Annotated in this window: 16 protein-coding genes and 1 pseudogene; 9 read left to right on the top strand and 8 right to left on the bottom strand. The window is 69.3% G+C overall.

The genetic code is table 11. The features are described from left to right. Window positions 1-10 precede the first annotated feature (10 nt). The 6 genes and pseudogenes from ENE75_RS00185 (at window position 11) to ENE75_RS00160 (ending at window position 5,779) form a co-directional block, all read left to right on the top strand. Window positions 11-1,069 (top strand): branched-chain amino acid ABC transporter permease, encoded by a 1,059-nt coding sequence (locus tag ENE75_RS00185; RefSeq protein ID WP_128194449.1) that lies wholly within the window; start codon window positions 11-13, stop codon window positions 1,067-1,069. A 35-nt stretch (window positions 1,070-1,104) separates the two neighbouring features. Next, a pseudogene (locus tag ENE75_RS00180) lies at window positions 1,105-2,220 on the top strand (ABC transporter substrate-binding protein); the annotation flags it as partial. A gap of 85 nt (window positions 2,221-2,305) precedes the next feature. After that, a complete protein-coding gene (locus ENE75_RS00175; protein ID WP_128194446.1) occupies window positions 2,306-3,112 on the top strand; it encodes an ABC transporter ATP-binding protein in 807 nt (268 codons plus the stop codon). Then, window positions 3,109-3,414, top strand: coding sequence for a hypothetical protein (locus ENE75_RS00170; RefSeq protein WP_128194444.1), 306 nt, complete (start codon window positions 3,109-3,111; stop codon window positions 3,412-3,414). The genes ENE75_RS00175 and ENE75_RS00170 overlap by 4 nt, the downstream gene beginning before the upstream one ends. Continuing rightward, the gene (locus ENE75_RS00165; protein WP_128194442.1) at window positions 3,411-4,673 is read left to right on the top strand and encodes a phenylacetate--CoA ligase family protein; all 1,263 of its coding nucleotides are present in this window, start codon (window positions 3,411-3,413) and stop codon (window positions 4,671-4,673) included. Before ENE75_RS00170 ends, ENE75_RS00165 begins: the two co-directional genes overlap by 4 nt. A 131-nt stretch (window positions 4,674-4,804) precedes the next feature. After that, window positions 4,805-5,779, top strand: coding sequence for a tripartite tricarboxylate transporter substrate-binding protein (locus ENE75_RS00160; protein WP_128194440.1), 975 nt, complete (start codon window positions 4,805-4,807; stop codon window positions 5,777-5,779). A 157-nt stretch (window positions 5,780-5,936) separates the two neighbouring features. Here the strand turns inward: ENE75_RS00160 and dtd are convergent, their stop codons facing one another. The 3 genes from dtd to tyrS all read right to left on the bottom strand — a co-directional run bounded on the left by dtd (window position 5,937) and on the right by tyrS (window position 8,534). Next, window positions 5,937-6,377, bottom strand: a complete 441-nt coding sequence (dtd, locus tag ENE75_RS00155; RefSeq protein ID WP_128194438.1) for a D-aminoacyl-tRNA deacylase — start codon at window positions 6,375-6,377, stop codon at window positions 5,937-5,939. Beyond that, complete coding sequence (locus ENE75_RS00150; protein WP_128194436.1) at window positions 6,374-7,264, bottom strand: cation diffusion facilitator family transporter; 891 nt, start codon at window positions 7,262-7,264, stop codon at window positions 6,374-6,376. Before ENE75_RS00150 ends, dtd begins: the two co-directional genes overlap by 4 nt. 91 nt (window positions 7,265-7,355) lie before the next feature. After that, window positions 7,356-8,534 carry a tyrosine--tRNA ligase gene (gene tyrS, locus ENE75_RS00145; RefSeq protein ID WP_233258861.1) on the bottom strand — a complete coding sequence of 393 codons (1,179 nt, stop codon included), beginning with the start codon at window positions 8,532-8,534 and terminating at the stop codon, window positions 7,356-7,358. Window positions 8,535-8,737: 203 nt separating this feature from the next. Between tyrS and ENE75_RS00140 the strand changes: the two genes are divergently transcribed. Beyond that, complete coding sequence (locus ENE75_RS00140; RefSeq protein WP_233258860.1) at window positions 8,738-10,135, top strand: M23 family metallopeptidase; 1,398 nt, start codon at window positions 8,738-8,740, stop codon at window positions 10,133-10,135. A 46-nt stretch (window positions 10,136-10,181) separates the two neighbouring features. After that, window positions 10,182-11,279 (top strand): anhydro-N-acetylmuramic acid kinase, encoded by a 1,098-nt coding sequence (locus ENE75_RS00135; protein WP_128194429.1) that lies wholly within the window; start codon window positions 10,182-10,184, stop codon window positions 11,277-11,279. Window positions 11,280-11,294: 15 nt separating this feature from the next. Here the strand turns inward: ENE75_RS00135 and erpA are convergent, their stop codons facing one another. The 5 genes from erpA to rplM all read right to left on the bottom strand — a co-directional run bounded on the left by erpA (window position 11,295) and on the right by rplM (window position 13,726). Continuing rightward, window positions 11,295-11,669: an iron-sulfur cluster insertion protein ErpA gene (erpA, locus tag ENE75_RS00130; RefSeq protein WP_128194427.1), complete on the bottom strand. Its 375-nt coding sequence runs from the start codon at window positions 11,667-11,669 to the stop codon at window positions 11,295-11,297. 16 nt (window positions 11,670-11,685) lie between these two features. After that, window positions 11,686-12,081, bottom strand: a complete 396-nt coding sequence (locus ENE75_RS00125; protein ID WP_128196641.1) for a bactofilin family protein — start codon at window positions 12,079-12,081, stop codon at window positions 11,686-11,688. 24 nt (window positions 12,082-12,105) lie between these two features. Further along, complete coding sequence (locus ENE75_RS00120) at window positions 12,106-12,819, bottom strand: DUF6776 family protein (RefSeq protein WP_128194425.1); 714 nt, start codon at window positions 12,817-12,819, stop codon at window positions 12,106-12,108. A gap of 78 nt (window positions 12,820-12,897) precedes the next feature. Continuing rightward, window positions 12,898-13,290, bottom strand: a complete 393-nt coding sequence (gene rpsI / locus ENE75_RS00115) for a 30S ribosomal protein S9 (RefSeq protein ID WP_128194423.1) — start codon at window positions 13,288-13,290, stop codon at window positions 12,898-12,900. Window positions 13,291-13,297: 7 nt separating this feature from the next. Continuing rightward, window positions 13,298-13,726: a 50S ribosomal protein L13 gene (gene rplM / locus ENE75_RS00110; protein WP_128194421.1), complete on the bottom strand. Its 429-nt coding sequence runs from the start codon at window positions 13,724-13,726 to the stop codon at window positions 13,298-13,300. 322 nt (window positions 13,727-14,048) lie between these two features. Here rplM and ENE75_RS00105 point away from each other — a divergent pair, with 322 nt between their 5' ends. Then, window positions 14,049-14,741: a GNAT family N-acetyltransferase gene (locus ENE75_RS00105; protein WP_128194418.1), complete on the top strand. Its 693-nt coding sequence runs from the start codon at window positions 14,049-14,051 to the stop codon at window positions 14,739-14,741. Window positions 14,742-14,814: the final 73 nt, after the last annotated feature.

Below are 14,814 nucleotides of genomic sequence, written 5' to 3'. Positions count from 1 at the left end.
GAAGCAGAACATGCTCTACCGCGAGAACGGCCAGTTCAAGACCAGCTACACGGCCGACCAGCAGATCTTCCCGATCCTGCAGGACCGCGTGGCCATCGGCCTGATCCTGGCCTTCGCCTTCCTCGTCGTCCCGGCGGTGGCGCCGGAATACCTGTTCCGCGCCATCCTGGTCCCGTTCCTGATCCTGGCGCTGGCGGCGCTGGGGTTGAACATCCTCGTGGGCTACTGCGGCCAGATCTCGCTGGGCACCGGTGCCTTCATGGCCGTGGGCGCCTACGCGGCCTACAACTTCGCCGTGCGCGTGCCGGGCCTGCCGCTGGTGGTGTCCCTGCTGCTCGGCGGGGTGTGCGCCACGGCGGTGGGCGTGATGTTCGGCATCCCGTCGCTGCGCATCAAGGGCCTGTACCTGGCGGTGGCCACGCTGGCCGCACAGTTCTTCGTCGACTGGCTGTTCCTGCGCGTGAGCTGGTTCACCAACGATTCCGCCTCGGGGTCGGTGGCGGTGGCCGACCTCAACGTGTTCGGCTGGATCGTCGATGCGCCGGCCGAGAAGTACCTGCTGTGCCTGGCCTTCCTGACCGTGTTCGCGATGCTCGCGAAGAACCTGGTGCGCAGCCACATCGGTCGCGAGTGGATGGCCATCCGCGACATGGACGTGGCCGCCGCAGTGATCGGCATCCGCCCGGTCTACGCCAAACTCACCGCGTTCGCGGTCAGCTCCTTCATCGTCGGCGTGGCCGGTGCGCTGTGGGGCTTCGTGCACCTGGGCAGCTGGGAGCCGGCGGCATTCTCGATCGACATGTCGTTCCAGCTGCTGTTCATGATCATCATCGGCGGCCTGGGCTCCATCATGGGCAGCCTGTTCGGCGCGGCGTTCATCGTCGTGCTGCCGATCGTGCTCGACCAGCTCGGCATCGCGGTGGGTTTCGACACCGCGCTGGCCTCGCACCTGACCTTCATGGTGTTCGGGGCCCTGATCGTGTTCTTCCTGATCGTTGAACCGCACGGGCTGGCCCGGTTGTGGTCCATCGCCAAGGAAAAGCTGCGGCTCTGGCCGTTCCCGCACTGACGAGTGCATTCCCACTACCCTGCAGGAGACAGACGATGAAGTTCAAGTCCATGGTGCTGGCCGCCGCCGTGCTGAGCACCGGCCTGGCCGGCGTGGCCACCCAGGCACTCGCCCAGTCGAGCGAACAGTTCTTCCCGGTGCTCGTGTACCGCACCGGCCCCTACGCGCCCAACGGCGTGCCCTTCGCCAACGGCTACGTCGACTACCTCAAGCTGGTCAACGCGCGCGGCGGCATCAACGGCGTGAAGGTCAGCTACGAGGAGTGCGAGACCGGCTACAACACGGCCAAGGGCGTGGAGTGCTACGAGCGCCTGAAGGGCAAGGGCGCCTCGGTGTTCCAGCCGCTGTCCACCGGCATCACGTTCGCGCTGACCGAGAAGGCGCCCGACGACAAGATCCCGCTGATCACCTCGGGCTACGGCCGCGCCGACTCTGTGGATGGCATGGCCTTCAAGTGGAACTTCCCGCTGCTGGGCACCTACTGGACCGGCGCCAGCGTGCTGGTGCAGCACGTCAAGAAGACCAGTGGCCTGAAGGGCAAGAAGGTGGCCCTGGTCTACCACGACAGCCCCTACGGCAAGGAGCCGATCCCGATGCTCGAGGAGCTGGGCAAGCAGGAGGGCTTCTCGGTCGAACTGCTGCCGGTGGCGCACCCGGGCATCGAGCAGAAGGCCACGTGGCTGAAGATCCGCCAGTCGCGCCCGGACTACGTGTTCCTGTGGGGCTGGGGCGTGATGAACTCCGCCGCGCTGAAGGAAGCGGTGGCCACCGGCTACCCGCGCGACAAGATGTACGGCGTGTGGTGGTCGGGTGCCGAACCTGACGTCAAGGACGTGGGCGCCGCCGCCAAGGGCTACCACGCGCTGACGATGCAGGACGGCGCCACCGACAAGACCACCATCGTCAAGGACATCCTGTCCATGGTGCACGCCAAGGGCCAGGGCACCGGTCCGAAGGAGGAAGTGGGCCAGGTGCTGTACCTGCGCGGCCTGACCGCGGCGATGATGGCCGTCGAGGGCGTCAAGCGCGCCCAGGAACGCTTCGGCAAGGGCAAGGTCATGAATGGCGAGCAGGTGCGCTGGGGTCTGGAGAACCTGGCGCTGGACCAGAAGAAGCTCGACGCGCTGGGCTTCGCCGGCATGATGCGCCCCCCCCCCCCCCCGGGTCCGAGGGCTCCGAAAGGAGCCTTCGGCCCAGCACCGCGCGCGATGCTGGGCCGAGGAAGGAAACCCGTCCATGTCCAACTTGCTCCTCAACGTCAACGGCATCGAGGTCATCTACAACCACGTGATCCTCGTGCTCAAGGGCGTCTCGCTGCAGGTGCCCGAAGGCGGCGTGGTCGCGCTGCTGGGCGGCAACGGCGCCGGCAAGACGACCACGCTGCGCGCGGTAAGCAACCTGCTGGCCGGCGAGCGCGGCGAGGTCACCAAGGGTTCCATCGAGCTGCGCGGCGAGCGCATCGAGAAGCTCAGCACCTCGGACATGGTGAACCGCGGTGTGGTGCAGGTGATGGAAGGCCGGCACTGCTTTGCGCACCTGACGATCGAGGAGAACCTGCTCACCGGTGCCTACACGCGCAAGGACGGTAAGGCCGCCGTGGCGCAGACGCTGGAGAAGGTCTACACCTATTTCCCGCGCCTGAAGACACGCCGTGGCAGCCAGGCGGCCTACACCTCCGGCGGCGAGCAGCAGATGTGCGCCATCGGCCGCGCGCTGATGGCCGACCCGAAGATGGTGCTGCTCGACGAGCCCAGCATGGGCCTGGCGCCCCAGCTGGTCGAAGAGGTGTTCGAGATCGTCAAGGAGCTCAACCAGAAGGAGAAGGTGACCTTCCTGCTGGCCGAGCAGAACACCAACCTCGCGCTGCGCTATGCCGACTACGGCTACATCCTGGAGAACGGCCGCATCGTGATGGACGGCGAGGCCAAGGCGCTTCGCGAGAACGAGGACGTGAAGGAGTTCTACCTCGGCATGGGCGGTGGCGACCGCAAGAGCTTCAAGGACGTCAAGAGCTACCGGCGGCGCAAGCGGTGGCTGGCGTGAGCGCGGAAGACGACTTCGGCGGCTTTGCGCCGCCACCGTTCAAGGCTGCGGAGGCGCTGGTGCAGTTGCGGCGCCAGTTGCGCGACCTGCGGCCGCTGGCCGAGCGCGGCACCCGGTACGAGATCGGCGGGCGGGCCGTGCTGGAACTGGCGGCGGAGGATGCGGCCATCGTCGCGCGCATCGCCAGACGGCCGGCGCTGACGCCGGAATGGACCACCAGCCGGCTGGGCTCCAGCCTGGACGTGCGCCGCTTCGTCGACACCGTCAGGCAGCGGCTGCGCCAATGGGACAACGACGAATGAGCGAGTTCTACGACGACCTGGAGACCCGCGACCCCGAGGTGCGCGAAGCCGCCTGGCTGGCCGCGCTGCCCGCCGCCGTGGCGCGGGCCCAGGCCACGACGGCCGGTGCGGCCTTGCTGGCCGGCGTGGACCCGCTGGCGGTGACCAGCCGCGAGGCGCTGGCCAGCCTGCCGGTCACGCGCAAGAGCGAGCTGCTGGCGCGCCAGCAGGCGGCGCGTGCCGACGGTGGCGACCCGTTCGGCGGCTTCTCCGCCATCGGCTGGCGCGCGCTCGGCCTGCGCCCGGCGCGGCGCGTGTTCCAGTCGCCGGGCCCCATCTACGAGCCCGAGGGTGCCGCCGCCGACTACTGGCGCTTCGGCCGTGCGCTGTACGCCGCCGGCTTCCGCGCCGGCGACCTGGTGCACAACAGCTTCAGCTACCACCTGACGCCGGCCGGCTCGATGATGGAGACCGGCGCCCACGCCATCGGCTGCACCGTCTTCGCCGGCGGTGTGGGCAACACCGAGCTGCAGCTGCAGGCGATGCAGGAACTGCGTCCCGACGCCTATGCCGGCACGCCCAGCTTCCTGCGCATCGCGCTGGAGAAGGCCGACGAGGCCGGGCTGACGCTGCCGTTCCTGACCAAGGCCTCGGTGGGCGGTGAAGCCTTCCCGCCGTCGCTGCGCGACTGGCTGGCCGCGCGTGGCGTGGCCGCCTACCAGAGCTACGGCACGGCCGACCTGGGCCTGGTCGCCTACGAGACCGCGGCCCGCGACGGCCTGGTGCTCGACGAAGGCGTGATCGTCGAGATCGTGCGCCCCGGCACCGGCACGCCGGTTCCCGATGGCGAGGTCGGCGAGGTGGTGGTCACCACGCTGAACCCGGACTACCCGCTGGTGCGCTTCGGCACCGGTGACCTGTCGGCGCGCCTGCCCGGGCACTGCCCCACGGGCCGGACGGCGCCGCGCATCCGCGGCTGGATGGGGCGCGCCGACCAGACCGCCAAAGTGCGCGGCATGTTCGTGCACCCGGGCCAGGTGGCGGAGGTGCTCAAGCGGCACCCGGAAGCCGGCCGCGGCCGGCTGGTGATCGAAGGCGAGATGGCCAACGACCGCATGACGCTGCGGGTGGAATGTGCCGCGCCGCCGGAAGGCCTGGCCGGCGCGATGGCCGGCACGCTGCGCGACGTGACCAAGCTGCGCGGCGAGGTGGCCCTGGTGGCCCCGGGCAGCCTGGCCAACGACGGCAAGGTGATCGAGGACGCCCGGCGCTACGACTGAGCGCGGGTGAAGCACGCCGGCGCCCCCGGGGAAGTCCCAGGGAAAGGGCTACGTAGTTCCCGTCCAGCAGGGGTATTGCCGAATGCCTAGCATTCGCGCTCGTCGTCAACGCTCCTGAAGGAGACATCCGCATGAAGAAGTCCCTGGTCACCCTGATCGCCATGAGCGCCGCGCTGGCCGCGGGCAGCGCCCTGGCCTTCCCCGACAAGGCCGTCACCATCGTCGTGCCGTTCTCGGCCGGCGGCCCCACGGACAAGGTGGCACGCGACCTGGCCGTGGCCCTGGGCGCGCAGCTCAAGCAGACGGTGGTGGTCGAGAACGTCGGCGGCGCCGGCGGCACGCTGGGCGCCACCAAGGTGGCCAAGGCCGCGCCGGACGGCTACACGCTGCTGCTGTACCACATCGGCATGGCCACCTCGGCGTCGCTGTACCGCAACCTGCCGTTCAAGGCCACCGAGGACTTCGAGTACCTCGGCATGATCAACGAAGTGCCGATGACGCTGATCGGGCGCCCCACGCTGCCGGCCAGCAACTACGCCGAACTGGTGAAGTGGCTGGAGGCCAACAAGGGCAAGGTCAACCTGGCCAACGCCGGCCTCGGCGCCGCGTCGCACCTGTGCGGCCTGCTGTTCCAGCAGTCGGTGAAGATCGACATGACCACCGTGCCGTACAAGGGTACGGCACCGGCCATGACCGACCTGCTGGGCGGCCAGGTCGACCTGATGTGCGACCAGACCACCAACACCGTGCCGCAGATCGCCGGCGGCAAGGTCAAGGCCTTCGCCGTGACCAGCATGCAGCCGCTGACCGCGCCGGCGCTGGCCAACCTGCCCACGCTCGACAGCCAGGGCCTGAAGGGCTTCAACGTCGCCATCTGGCACGGCCTGTACGCGCCCAAGGGCACGCCCGCGGCCGTGACCGGCAAGCTCAACGAGGCGCTTCGCGCCGCGCTGAAGGACGCCGACTTCATCAAGAAGCAGGAGGCCCTGGGCGCCGTGGTCGTGACCGACGGCCGCCTGGCGCCGGCCGAGCACAAGAAGTTCGTCGCCGCCGAGATCGACAAGTGGGGCGTGGCGATCAAGGCCGCCGGGCAGTACGCCGACTGAGGACGTGAGCCCGTGCCTGCGCACGGGCGAACGCCTCAGGAGGAGCCAGTCATGTCTCGCATGACTGGCGCGGCCTGCAGGGCGACTGACGGCCACACCGAGGGTGGCCTGACCGCTGCTCTTGTTGTCCGACGAGGCCGCCCACGGGCGGCCTCTTTCACGTCACCCGCAGCGGGATCGTCACCGGCCCGTCGTTGACCAGGTGCACCTGCATGTCGGCACCGAACTCGCCACACGCCACCTGCGGGTGGCGCTCGCGCGCCAGCGCCAGCACGGCCTCGTACAGCCGACGTCCCTGGTCAGCGGGCGCTGCGCCGGTGAAGCTGGGCCGGTTGCCGCCGGCGGTGTCGGCCGCCAGCGTGAACTGCGAGACAATGAGCAGGCCACCGCCGGTGTCCTGCACGCTGCGGTTCATGCGGCCGACCTCGTCGGCCAGGATGCGCAGTTTCAGCATCTTGTCGACGAAACGCCGGGCCTGAACCTCGGTGTCGGCAGGCTCGGCGCAGACGAGGACCAGCAGCCCCGGGCCGATGGCGCCGACCGTGCTGCCATCCACCTCCACGCGCGCCTGCTTCACGCGCTGCACGAGGCCGATCACAGCAGGTCCTTCGGGTCGTCGAAGTGCGCCTCGACGTCGGCCGGCAGCAGCTGGATCGTCGCCCGCAGGCCGGGCACGGCGCTCATCAGCGCCTGCTCCACCGACGTGCGCAGCGCGGCGGCACGGCGCAGGCTCCAGTCAGCCGGCATGTGCATGTGCAGGTCCACGAAGCGCCGGGCGCCCGCGCGGCGCGTGGTCACGTGGTCGAAGCGGATCGTGTCGTGCGCGAACTCGGCCAGCGTGGCCTGGATACTGGCGATCACCTCGGGTTCCAGGGCGTGGTCCATCAACCCCTGCACGGAGCGGCTGATCAGGCCGATGGCCTCGCGCCCGATGTTCAGCGCGACCGCGATCGCGATCACCGGGTCCAGCCAGAGCCAGCCGCTGAAATGCACCGCCACCAGGCCGGCGACGACGCCGATGGAGGTCCAGACATCGGTGAACAGGTGCCGCGCATCGCCCTCCAGCGCCATCGAGCGGGCCTCGCGCGCCTTGCGCAGCATGGCCCAGGCCAGCGCGCCGTTCAGTGCCGTGGCCACCAGCGACAGCGCCAGCCCGATGCCCAACTGCTCCAACGGCTGCGGCGAGATCAGCCGGTCCACCGCCGAGGCGATGATGGCCAGCGCCGCCACCAGGATCAGCACGCCCTCGAAGCCGCTGGAGAAGTACTCCGCCTTGTGGTGACCGTAGGGGTGCTCGTCGTCGGCCGGCTGCGCCGCCAGCGTGACCATCGCCAGCGCGAAACTCGCACCAGCCAGGTTGACCAGCGACTCCAGCGCATCCGACAACAGGCCCACCGAGCCGGTCAGCCACCAGGCGCCGGCCTTCAGCGCGATGGTGGCCACGGCGACGACCACGGACAGCTTCAGGTAGGACGCGACTTGCATGCGGGCATTGTCACCGGCCCCCGGGCCGAATCTCACGCCCCGCCGCTGACCCGGTCCACGTTGGCCGACCCGCCCCTACGCTGGCCGCGGATCAGCCCAGCGTCACGCGTGCGAACTTCCGCTTGCCCACCTGCACGACCACGGTGCCGGCGGCCAGTTTCAACCCCTTGTCGCTGACCACGGCGCCGTCCACGCGCACGCCGCCCTGCTCGATGAGGCGCAGCGCCTCGCTGGTGGACGGCACCAGGCCGGCCTGCTTGAGCAGGGCGCCGATGCCCAGGGGCGCGCCGGGCAGCGCCACCTCGGGGATCTCGTCGGGGATGCCGCCGCGCGACCGCAGCGCAAAGTCGGCCTCGGCGGCATCGGTGGCGGCATGGCCGTGGAAGCGTTCGGTGATCTCGCGGGCCAGCATCACCTTCGCATCCTTGGGGTTGCGGCCACCGGCGACCTCGGCCTTGAGCGCGGCGATCTCGGCCTCGCTGCGGAAGGACAGCAGCGTGTACCAGCGCCACATCAGGGTGTCGCTGATCGACAGCACCTTGGCGAACATCGTCGGCGCCGGCTCGGTGATGCCGATGTAGTTGCCCTTGCTCTTGGACATCTTGTCCACGCCGTCCAGGCCCTCGAGCAGCGGCATGGTCAGGATGCATTGCGGCTCCTGGCCCTCCTCCTGCTGCAGGTGGCGGCCCATCAGCAGGTTGAAGGTCTGGTCGGTGCCACCGAGCTCGAGGTCGGACTTCAGCGCCACCGAGTCGTAGCCCTGCATCAGCGGATACAGGAACTCGTGGACGCTGATCGGCGTGCCTTCGCGGAAGCGGGTGCTGAAGTCCTCGCGCTCCATCATGCGCGCCACCGTGTACTTGGCGGCGAGCTTGATCATGCCGCGCGCGCCCAGCGGGTCGCTCCATTCGCTGTTCCAGCGCACCTCGGCGCGGTCCATGTCGATCACCAGGCCCACCTGGTCGAAGTAGGTCTTCGCGTTGGCCTCGATCTCGTCACGCGTCAGCGGCGGGCGCGTGCTGTTGCGGCCCGAGGGATCCCCGATGGTGGTGGTGAAGTCGCCGATGAGCGGAATCACCACGTGCCCCAGGTCCTGCAACTGACGCATCTTGTTGAGCACGACGGTATGGCCCAGATGCAGGTCCGGCGCGGTGGGGTCCATGCCGAACTTGACGCGCAGCGGCACGCCGGTGGCCTCGCTGCGCTGCAGCTTCCTCAGCCAGTCGGCCTCCGGCAACAGCTGCTCGGCACCGCGACGCGTGATCGCCATCGCTTCCTGTACACGGTCGGAAGCGGATGCAAGCGCTGTAACCAGATCGGACATGACAAAGTTATCGGTATTTGTTCGCGGGATCGGGCCCGTTGTGCGACGCTATACTCGGACCCTCGTTTTAGGGGGTCGACGGTGCGCCGCGGCCCGGCCGGCATGTGTGATGCATGCTCTTCGGACCTGATTCTAGTGGCCTGACACCGTTGCGACCCGACCTTGCCGCTCCATTGACCCACCGGCTCCAGCGCCATGCGCAGCAGGCGCTGGCGTGGCACCGTGCCCACCAGAAGCTGGTGCACGGCAGCGTGCTGGCCGGTCTGGTGGGGTTCTCGGCTCTGGCTTTCGGTGTGGCGCCGCTGGCGCCCGATGCCTCGGCCCTGCCGCAGCGGCTGGTGACCGAGGAGATCGTTCCGGAAGGGCTGCAGGCCCAACTGGAGGCGCTCGAGACGCTGGAGCTCGACCTGACCCGGGCCGACCTCACCCGCAGCAGCGACACGCCGCAGGGTCTGCTGGCGCGCCTGGGCGTGGTGGACGACGAGGCCGCGGCTTTCCTGCGCAAGGACCCGACCGCACGGCGCCTGTTCCAGGGCCGCGCGGGCAAGATGGTGCAGGTCACCACCAACGATGCCGGCGCGCTGACGCAGCTGGTGGCCCGCTACCCGGCCGAGCGCAGCCAGGACATGCTGACCCACTTCACCCGCCTGACGGTGGAGAAGGTGGCCGACCAGTGGTTGGCCCGGCTGGACACCGCGCCGCTGGAAACGCAGGTGCGCCTGGGCAGCGGCACCATCACCAGCTCGCTGTTCGTGGCGGCCGACGAAGCCCGCATCCCGGACCCGATCTCGATCCAGATCGCCGAGGTCTTCTCCAACGAGATCGACTTCCACCGCGAACTGCGCCAGGGCGACACCTTCAGCGTCGTCTACGAATCGCTCACCGCCGACGGCGAGCCCATCACCTGGAACAGCGGCACCGGCCGGGTGCTGGCGGCCGAGTTCGTCAATGCCGGCAAGGCCTACCACGCCGTCTGGTTCCCCGACGCTGGCAACGGCAAGGGCGGCTACTTCGCGCTCGACGGCAGCAGCAAGCAGCGCACCTTCCTGACCAGCCCGATGGCGTTCTCGCGCGTGAGCTCCGGCTTCGCGATGCGCTTCCACCCGATCCTGAAGAAGTGGCGCGCGCACAAGGGCATCGACTACGCGGCACCTCGTGGCACGCCGATCCGCACCGTGGGCGCCGGCGTCGTGGAGTTTGCCGGCTGGCAGAACGGCTACGGCAAGGCGGTGGAGATCCGCCACGGCAACGGCAAGAGCACGTTCTACGCGCACATGAACCGCATCGACGTGCGCAAGGGTCAACGGGTGGACCAAGGCGACAACATCGGCCAGGTCGGCTCCACGGGTTGGTCCACCGGGCCGCACCTGCACTTCGAGTTCCGGGTCAACGGCAACCACCAGGATCCGCGCAAGCTGCTGAAGTCCGGCGAGACGGTGCAGCTGGCCGCCGCGCTGCGCCCCCGCTTCGAGCAGGTGGCCCAGGGCGTGAAGACACAGCTGCGCATCGCCGAGTCCATGCGTGGCGTGATTGTCGACGCCGAATAGGCATCTCCGGCTGCCCGGCAGCACCACGCGCAGGGCGCGATCCCCGATGACGACGCTGTACGCCGGGCTGATGTCCGGCACCTCGCTGGACGGCATCGACGCCGTGCTGGTCGAAGCCGAACCGGCGGGCCAGCTGCTCGCGCACCACCACCAGCCGCTGCCGGCGGCGTTGCACGACGAGCTCCTGGCCCTCAATGCCGTTGGCGGGGTCGATGAACTTGCCCGTGCAGCAGGGGCGGCGCGCGACCTGGCCGACGCCTATGCCGGCTGCCTTGCCACCCTGCTCGACAAGGCCGGGGAGCCGGCCCGCAGCGTGCGCGCCGTTGGCGCCCATGGTCAGACGGTGCGCCACTGCCCGGCCGAGGGCTACACCATCCAACTCCTGGACGCGGCCCGTCTGGCGGAACGTGGCGGCATCGACGTCGTGGCCGACCTGCGCAGCCGCGACGTGGCCGCCGGTGGCCAGGGTGCGCCATTGGTGCCGGCGTTTCATGCCGCCCGCTTTGGCCGTGCCGGGGCAGACGTGGCGGTGCTCAACCTGGGCGGCATCGCCAACCTCAGCCTGCTGGCGGCCGACGGCCACGTGCGCGGCTTCGACACCGGGCCGGCCAACGCGCTGCTCGACCACTGGGCACAGCGTCATCTGGGTCAGCCCTACGACGCAGACGGGCGCTGGGCCGCGGGTGGACAGGTACAGCCCGGCCTGCTGGCCGCACTGCGCGAGGAGCCCTACTTTCAGCTGCCGCCGCCCAAGAGCACTGGGCGAGACCTGTTCGAGCCCGGCTGGCTGCAGGCGCGTCTGGACCGGTTCCCGCCTGCGGCGCCACAGGACGTCATGGCCACCCTGCTGGCGCTGACTGTCTCGACCGTGATCGACGCGCTGCGCCTGCAGGCTCCGAACACCACGCGTCTGCGCGTGTGCGGTGGCGGCGCGTTCAATGCCAGCTTGATGACGGCGCTGGCCGCCGGGCTGCCCGGCGTCGATGTTCAGGACACGAGCGCCGACGGCGTGGCGCCGGACCATGTCGAGGCCTGGGCCTTCGCGTGGCTGGCGCAGGCTTTCGTGGAGCGACGGCCGGGCAACCTGCCAGCGGTCACCGGCGCGAACGGCCCGCGCGTGCTGGGCGCCCTCTACCCCGCCTAGGCGACGGGGATTGGATCAGACCGAGAACGACGACCCGCAGCCGCAGGTGGTGGTGGCGTTCGGGTTCTTGATCACGAACTGCGCGCCCTGCAGATCTTCCTTGTAGTCGATCTCGGCACCGACGAGGTACTGCAGGCTCATCGCGTCGATCAGCAGGGTGACGCCGTTCTTCGACATCTGCGTGTCGTCGTCGTTGACGATCTCGTCGAAGGTGAAGCCGTACTGGAAGCCGGAACAGCCGCCGCCTTGCACGAACACGCGCAGCTTCAACTCGGGGTTGCCTTCTTCGGCCACGAGGTCGGCCACCTTGGCCGCCGCGCTGTCGGTGAAGACCAGCGGCACGGGCATTTCTTCAGTGGCGGGGGTCAGGTTCTCGGCAATCGCGTTCATGGTCTTCCTCGGGAAATCAGGCGTCGTTGGCAGCGGCCAGGGTCAACGCCGGTCGTTCGGTGGCCTTCAGCGGCTTGAGCTCGCCGTCGATGGTGGCACCCGGGTGCATCTCGAGCACTTCGTAGTGCACGTCACCCACGACACTGGCCTTGGGCTGGAGTTCCAGCATCTCGGTGGACGTCACGGGTCCGCACACACTTCCGTTGATGATCACATGCGCGGCCTTGACCTTGCCATGGACCCGGGCTTTTTCGCTGATCACGACCAGGCTGCCGGCTTCCGGTTCGGCCAGGACGTCACCTTGGACCTCGCCATCGATGCGCAGGCCATCGGCGAACCGGAGCTCACCCCGCAGCACGGTGCTGTCGCCGACCAGCGTGCGGATGGGCGCGTGCGCCTTGCGTGAGAACAGCATCGGGTCGTCTCCTTCGGCGAATCATCGAAGCGTGAGCGTCTGGCTCGCCTGCACCACGCCGTCGCCGTCGGTGATGCGGGCCTGCACGGTTTTTAGCACGACCGCCTGCGGGTGCTCGATGACGCCTTCCAGGCGCGCGTACTGACGCATCTGCAACGGCTGCGGGCCGGCGGGCAACCCGGCGGTCCAGGACTGCCCGTCGAGCATGCCGGACAAGCGGATGTCGTATCGACCCTCGAAGGGCGAGGGTGAACGGCCGGGCTGCATCAGCAGCAGCTGGAACCGGGTCTGCCCGGGTGCGACCGCTTCGGCGTGCAGCGCACGCACCTGCAGCCGGCTGCCTCCGGCCGCCGGCAGCAGGCGCTCGAAGAAACCCAGGTCGGCTTCCAGCGCCTGCTGGCGCGTCTGCGCCTGGCGCAGTTCCTCGGTCAGCCGCTCCTGTGCTGCACGTTCGGCCTTCAGCAGGCCGTCGGCCGCGTTGGCGATCGACTGCGCCCGGTCGCGCTCCTCGCGCAGCGCCGTCACCTCGGCACGCAGACGCACCACCTCGTCGCGCAGGCCGGCATCGACGCCGGCGAGTTCCTTGCCCGTCTCGAACGCCCACAGCGCCAGCGCGCCGGAGAAGCCCAGAACGAGCGCAGCCACCGCCCAGCGCAACGGCCAGGGCAGGTGGCTGCGGACAATGACACGCGGCGCGCTGACGGAGAGTCGGCGCCGCAGCAGTTTCCAGCGCATGGGCTCCGGGGCGGCGGCCGCCGCGCGTGCGGACGGCCGTCGGTGGCGGGCGACGGCATGCGCCGCCCGCGGCCGGGATCAGCGCTTGCTGAACTGCTTGCGGCGGCGGGCGCCGTGCAGGCCCACCTTCTTGCGCTCGACCTCGCGGGCATCGCGGGTCACGAAGCCGGCATGGCTGAGCTCGGGCTTGAGCGCCGCGTCGTAGTCGATCAGCGCACGGGTGATGCCGTGGCGCACCGCGCCGGCCTGGCCGCTCTCGCCGCCGCCGTGCACGTTGACCTTGATGTCGAAGGCCGCGTCGTTGGCCGTGAGCATCAGCGGCTGCTTGACGATCATGATCGAGGTCTGGCGGCCGAAGTACTGGTCGATCGGCTTGCCGTTGACCGTGATCTGGCCGGTGCCCTTCTTGATGAAGACACGCGCCACCGACGACTTGCGGCGGCCGGTGCCGTAGTTCCACTGTCCGATCATCGCGTCCTCACAGTTCCAGGGTCTTGGGCTGCTGGGCGGTGTGCGGGTGCGTGGCACCGGCGTAGACCTTCAGCTTCTTGATCATCGCGTAGCCCAGCGGGCCCTTGGGCAGCATGCCCTTGACCGCCTTCTCGAGCGCGCGACCCGGGTGGCGGGCCTGCATGTCCTTGAAGGAGGTGGCATAGATGCCGCCCGGGAAACCGGAGTGGCGGTAGTAGATCTTGTCGGTGCTCTTGGCACCCGTGACACGGATCTTGTCCGCGTTGACGACGACGATGAAATCACCGGTGTCGACGTGAGGCGTGTAGATGGCCTTGTGCTTGCCGCGCAAACGGAGTGCCACTTCGCTGGCAACACGTCCGAGCACCTTGTCGGTGGCGTCAATCACGTACCACTCGTGCTTCACCTCGGCCGGTTTGGCGCTGAAGGTCTTCATGAGGGTCTTTCGAGGGCGGGTCGCCCCGCCGGTGTCAACGGCAGCGTGGTCGGTGCCACCCATGACCGGGGTCTCCTTCGGAACCGCTTGTGAAGCGCCGTGAGCCGACATGGGCATGTCGATCCTCGGCGCCGGGCAGCCTCTCGGGGCGACTTGTCCGGGCACGTTTCCCTGGCCGTTTTTCAGGGAAAGCCCGCGAGTATACAAGGAAGCGCGGCGCGTCACAGTCTGGCTCGGCGTGAGATTGTGGCCGCGCATTTGAGGGTAAACCCTATGAATTGTGGTTAGCATGCGCGCACTGCTGCTCTGAAGGGGCCACACGATGGCAACCGACCACTCCGCCGGCGGCACGCCGGCAGCCGGCACCGCCACCCGGGCGCCGGACACCCCGCGCTGGGTGCCGATCCGTTCTCTGGCGCCCCGGCACCGGCCACGCATCCTGGCCCACCTGCTGGACCTGCCCGAGAGCGACCGCTACCTGCGCTTCGGCCACCCGGCCACCGACGCGCAGATCGGCCGCTACGTGGACCTGATCGACTTCGATCGCGACGAGGTCTTCGGGATCTTCAACCGCTGGCTCGAACTGCTGGCGATGGCCCACCTCGCGCACATGGGCGACCATGCCCAGGCGCACACGGCCGAGTTCGGGGTCTCGGTGCGGCCCACGCACCGGGGCCGCGGCTTCGGCGGCCGCCTGTTCGAGCACTCGATGCTGCATGCGCGCAACCGCCATGTCGACACGCTGGTGGTGCATGCGCTGTCGGAGAACCTGCCGATGCTGCGCATCGCGCGCAGCGCCGGCGCCAAGGTGCACCGCGACGGCGGTGACGCCGAGGCGGTGCTCAAGCTGCCCCCGGAGACGCTGGGCACGCAGGTCGAGGAACTCATCGGCCGCCAGGCCGCCGAACTGGACTACAACCTCAAGCGCGGCGCGCGCCGGCTGGACGACCTGCTCGGCATCATCGCCGACGTGCATGCGGGCGTCGGCGGCAGCGGCGGGCTGGGGTCCCAGTGACCGGCGGATTTCCCGTTGGGTGAGTGTGCGTAGCAGCACCCGCAGCCAGGGGGCAATCCCAAGGTCGTGCGAG

Origin of the sequence: Rubrivivax albus (genome assembly GCF_004016515.1) — a bacterium.
GTDB classification, from domain to species: domain Bacteria; phylum Pseudomonadota; class Gammaproteobacteria; order Burkholderiales; family Burkholderiaceae_C; genus Rubrivivax; species Rubrivivax albus.
The sequence above is the reverse complement of the archived record's forward strand: the minus strand, read 5'-3'. Positions and strand labels throughout refer to the sequence as shown.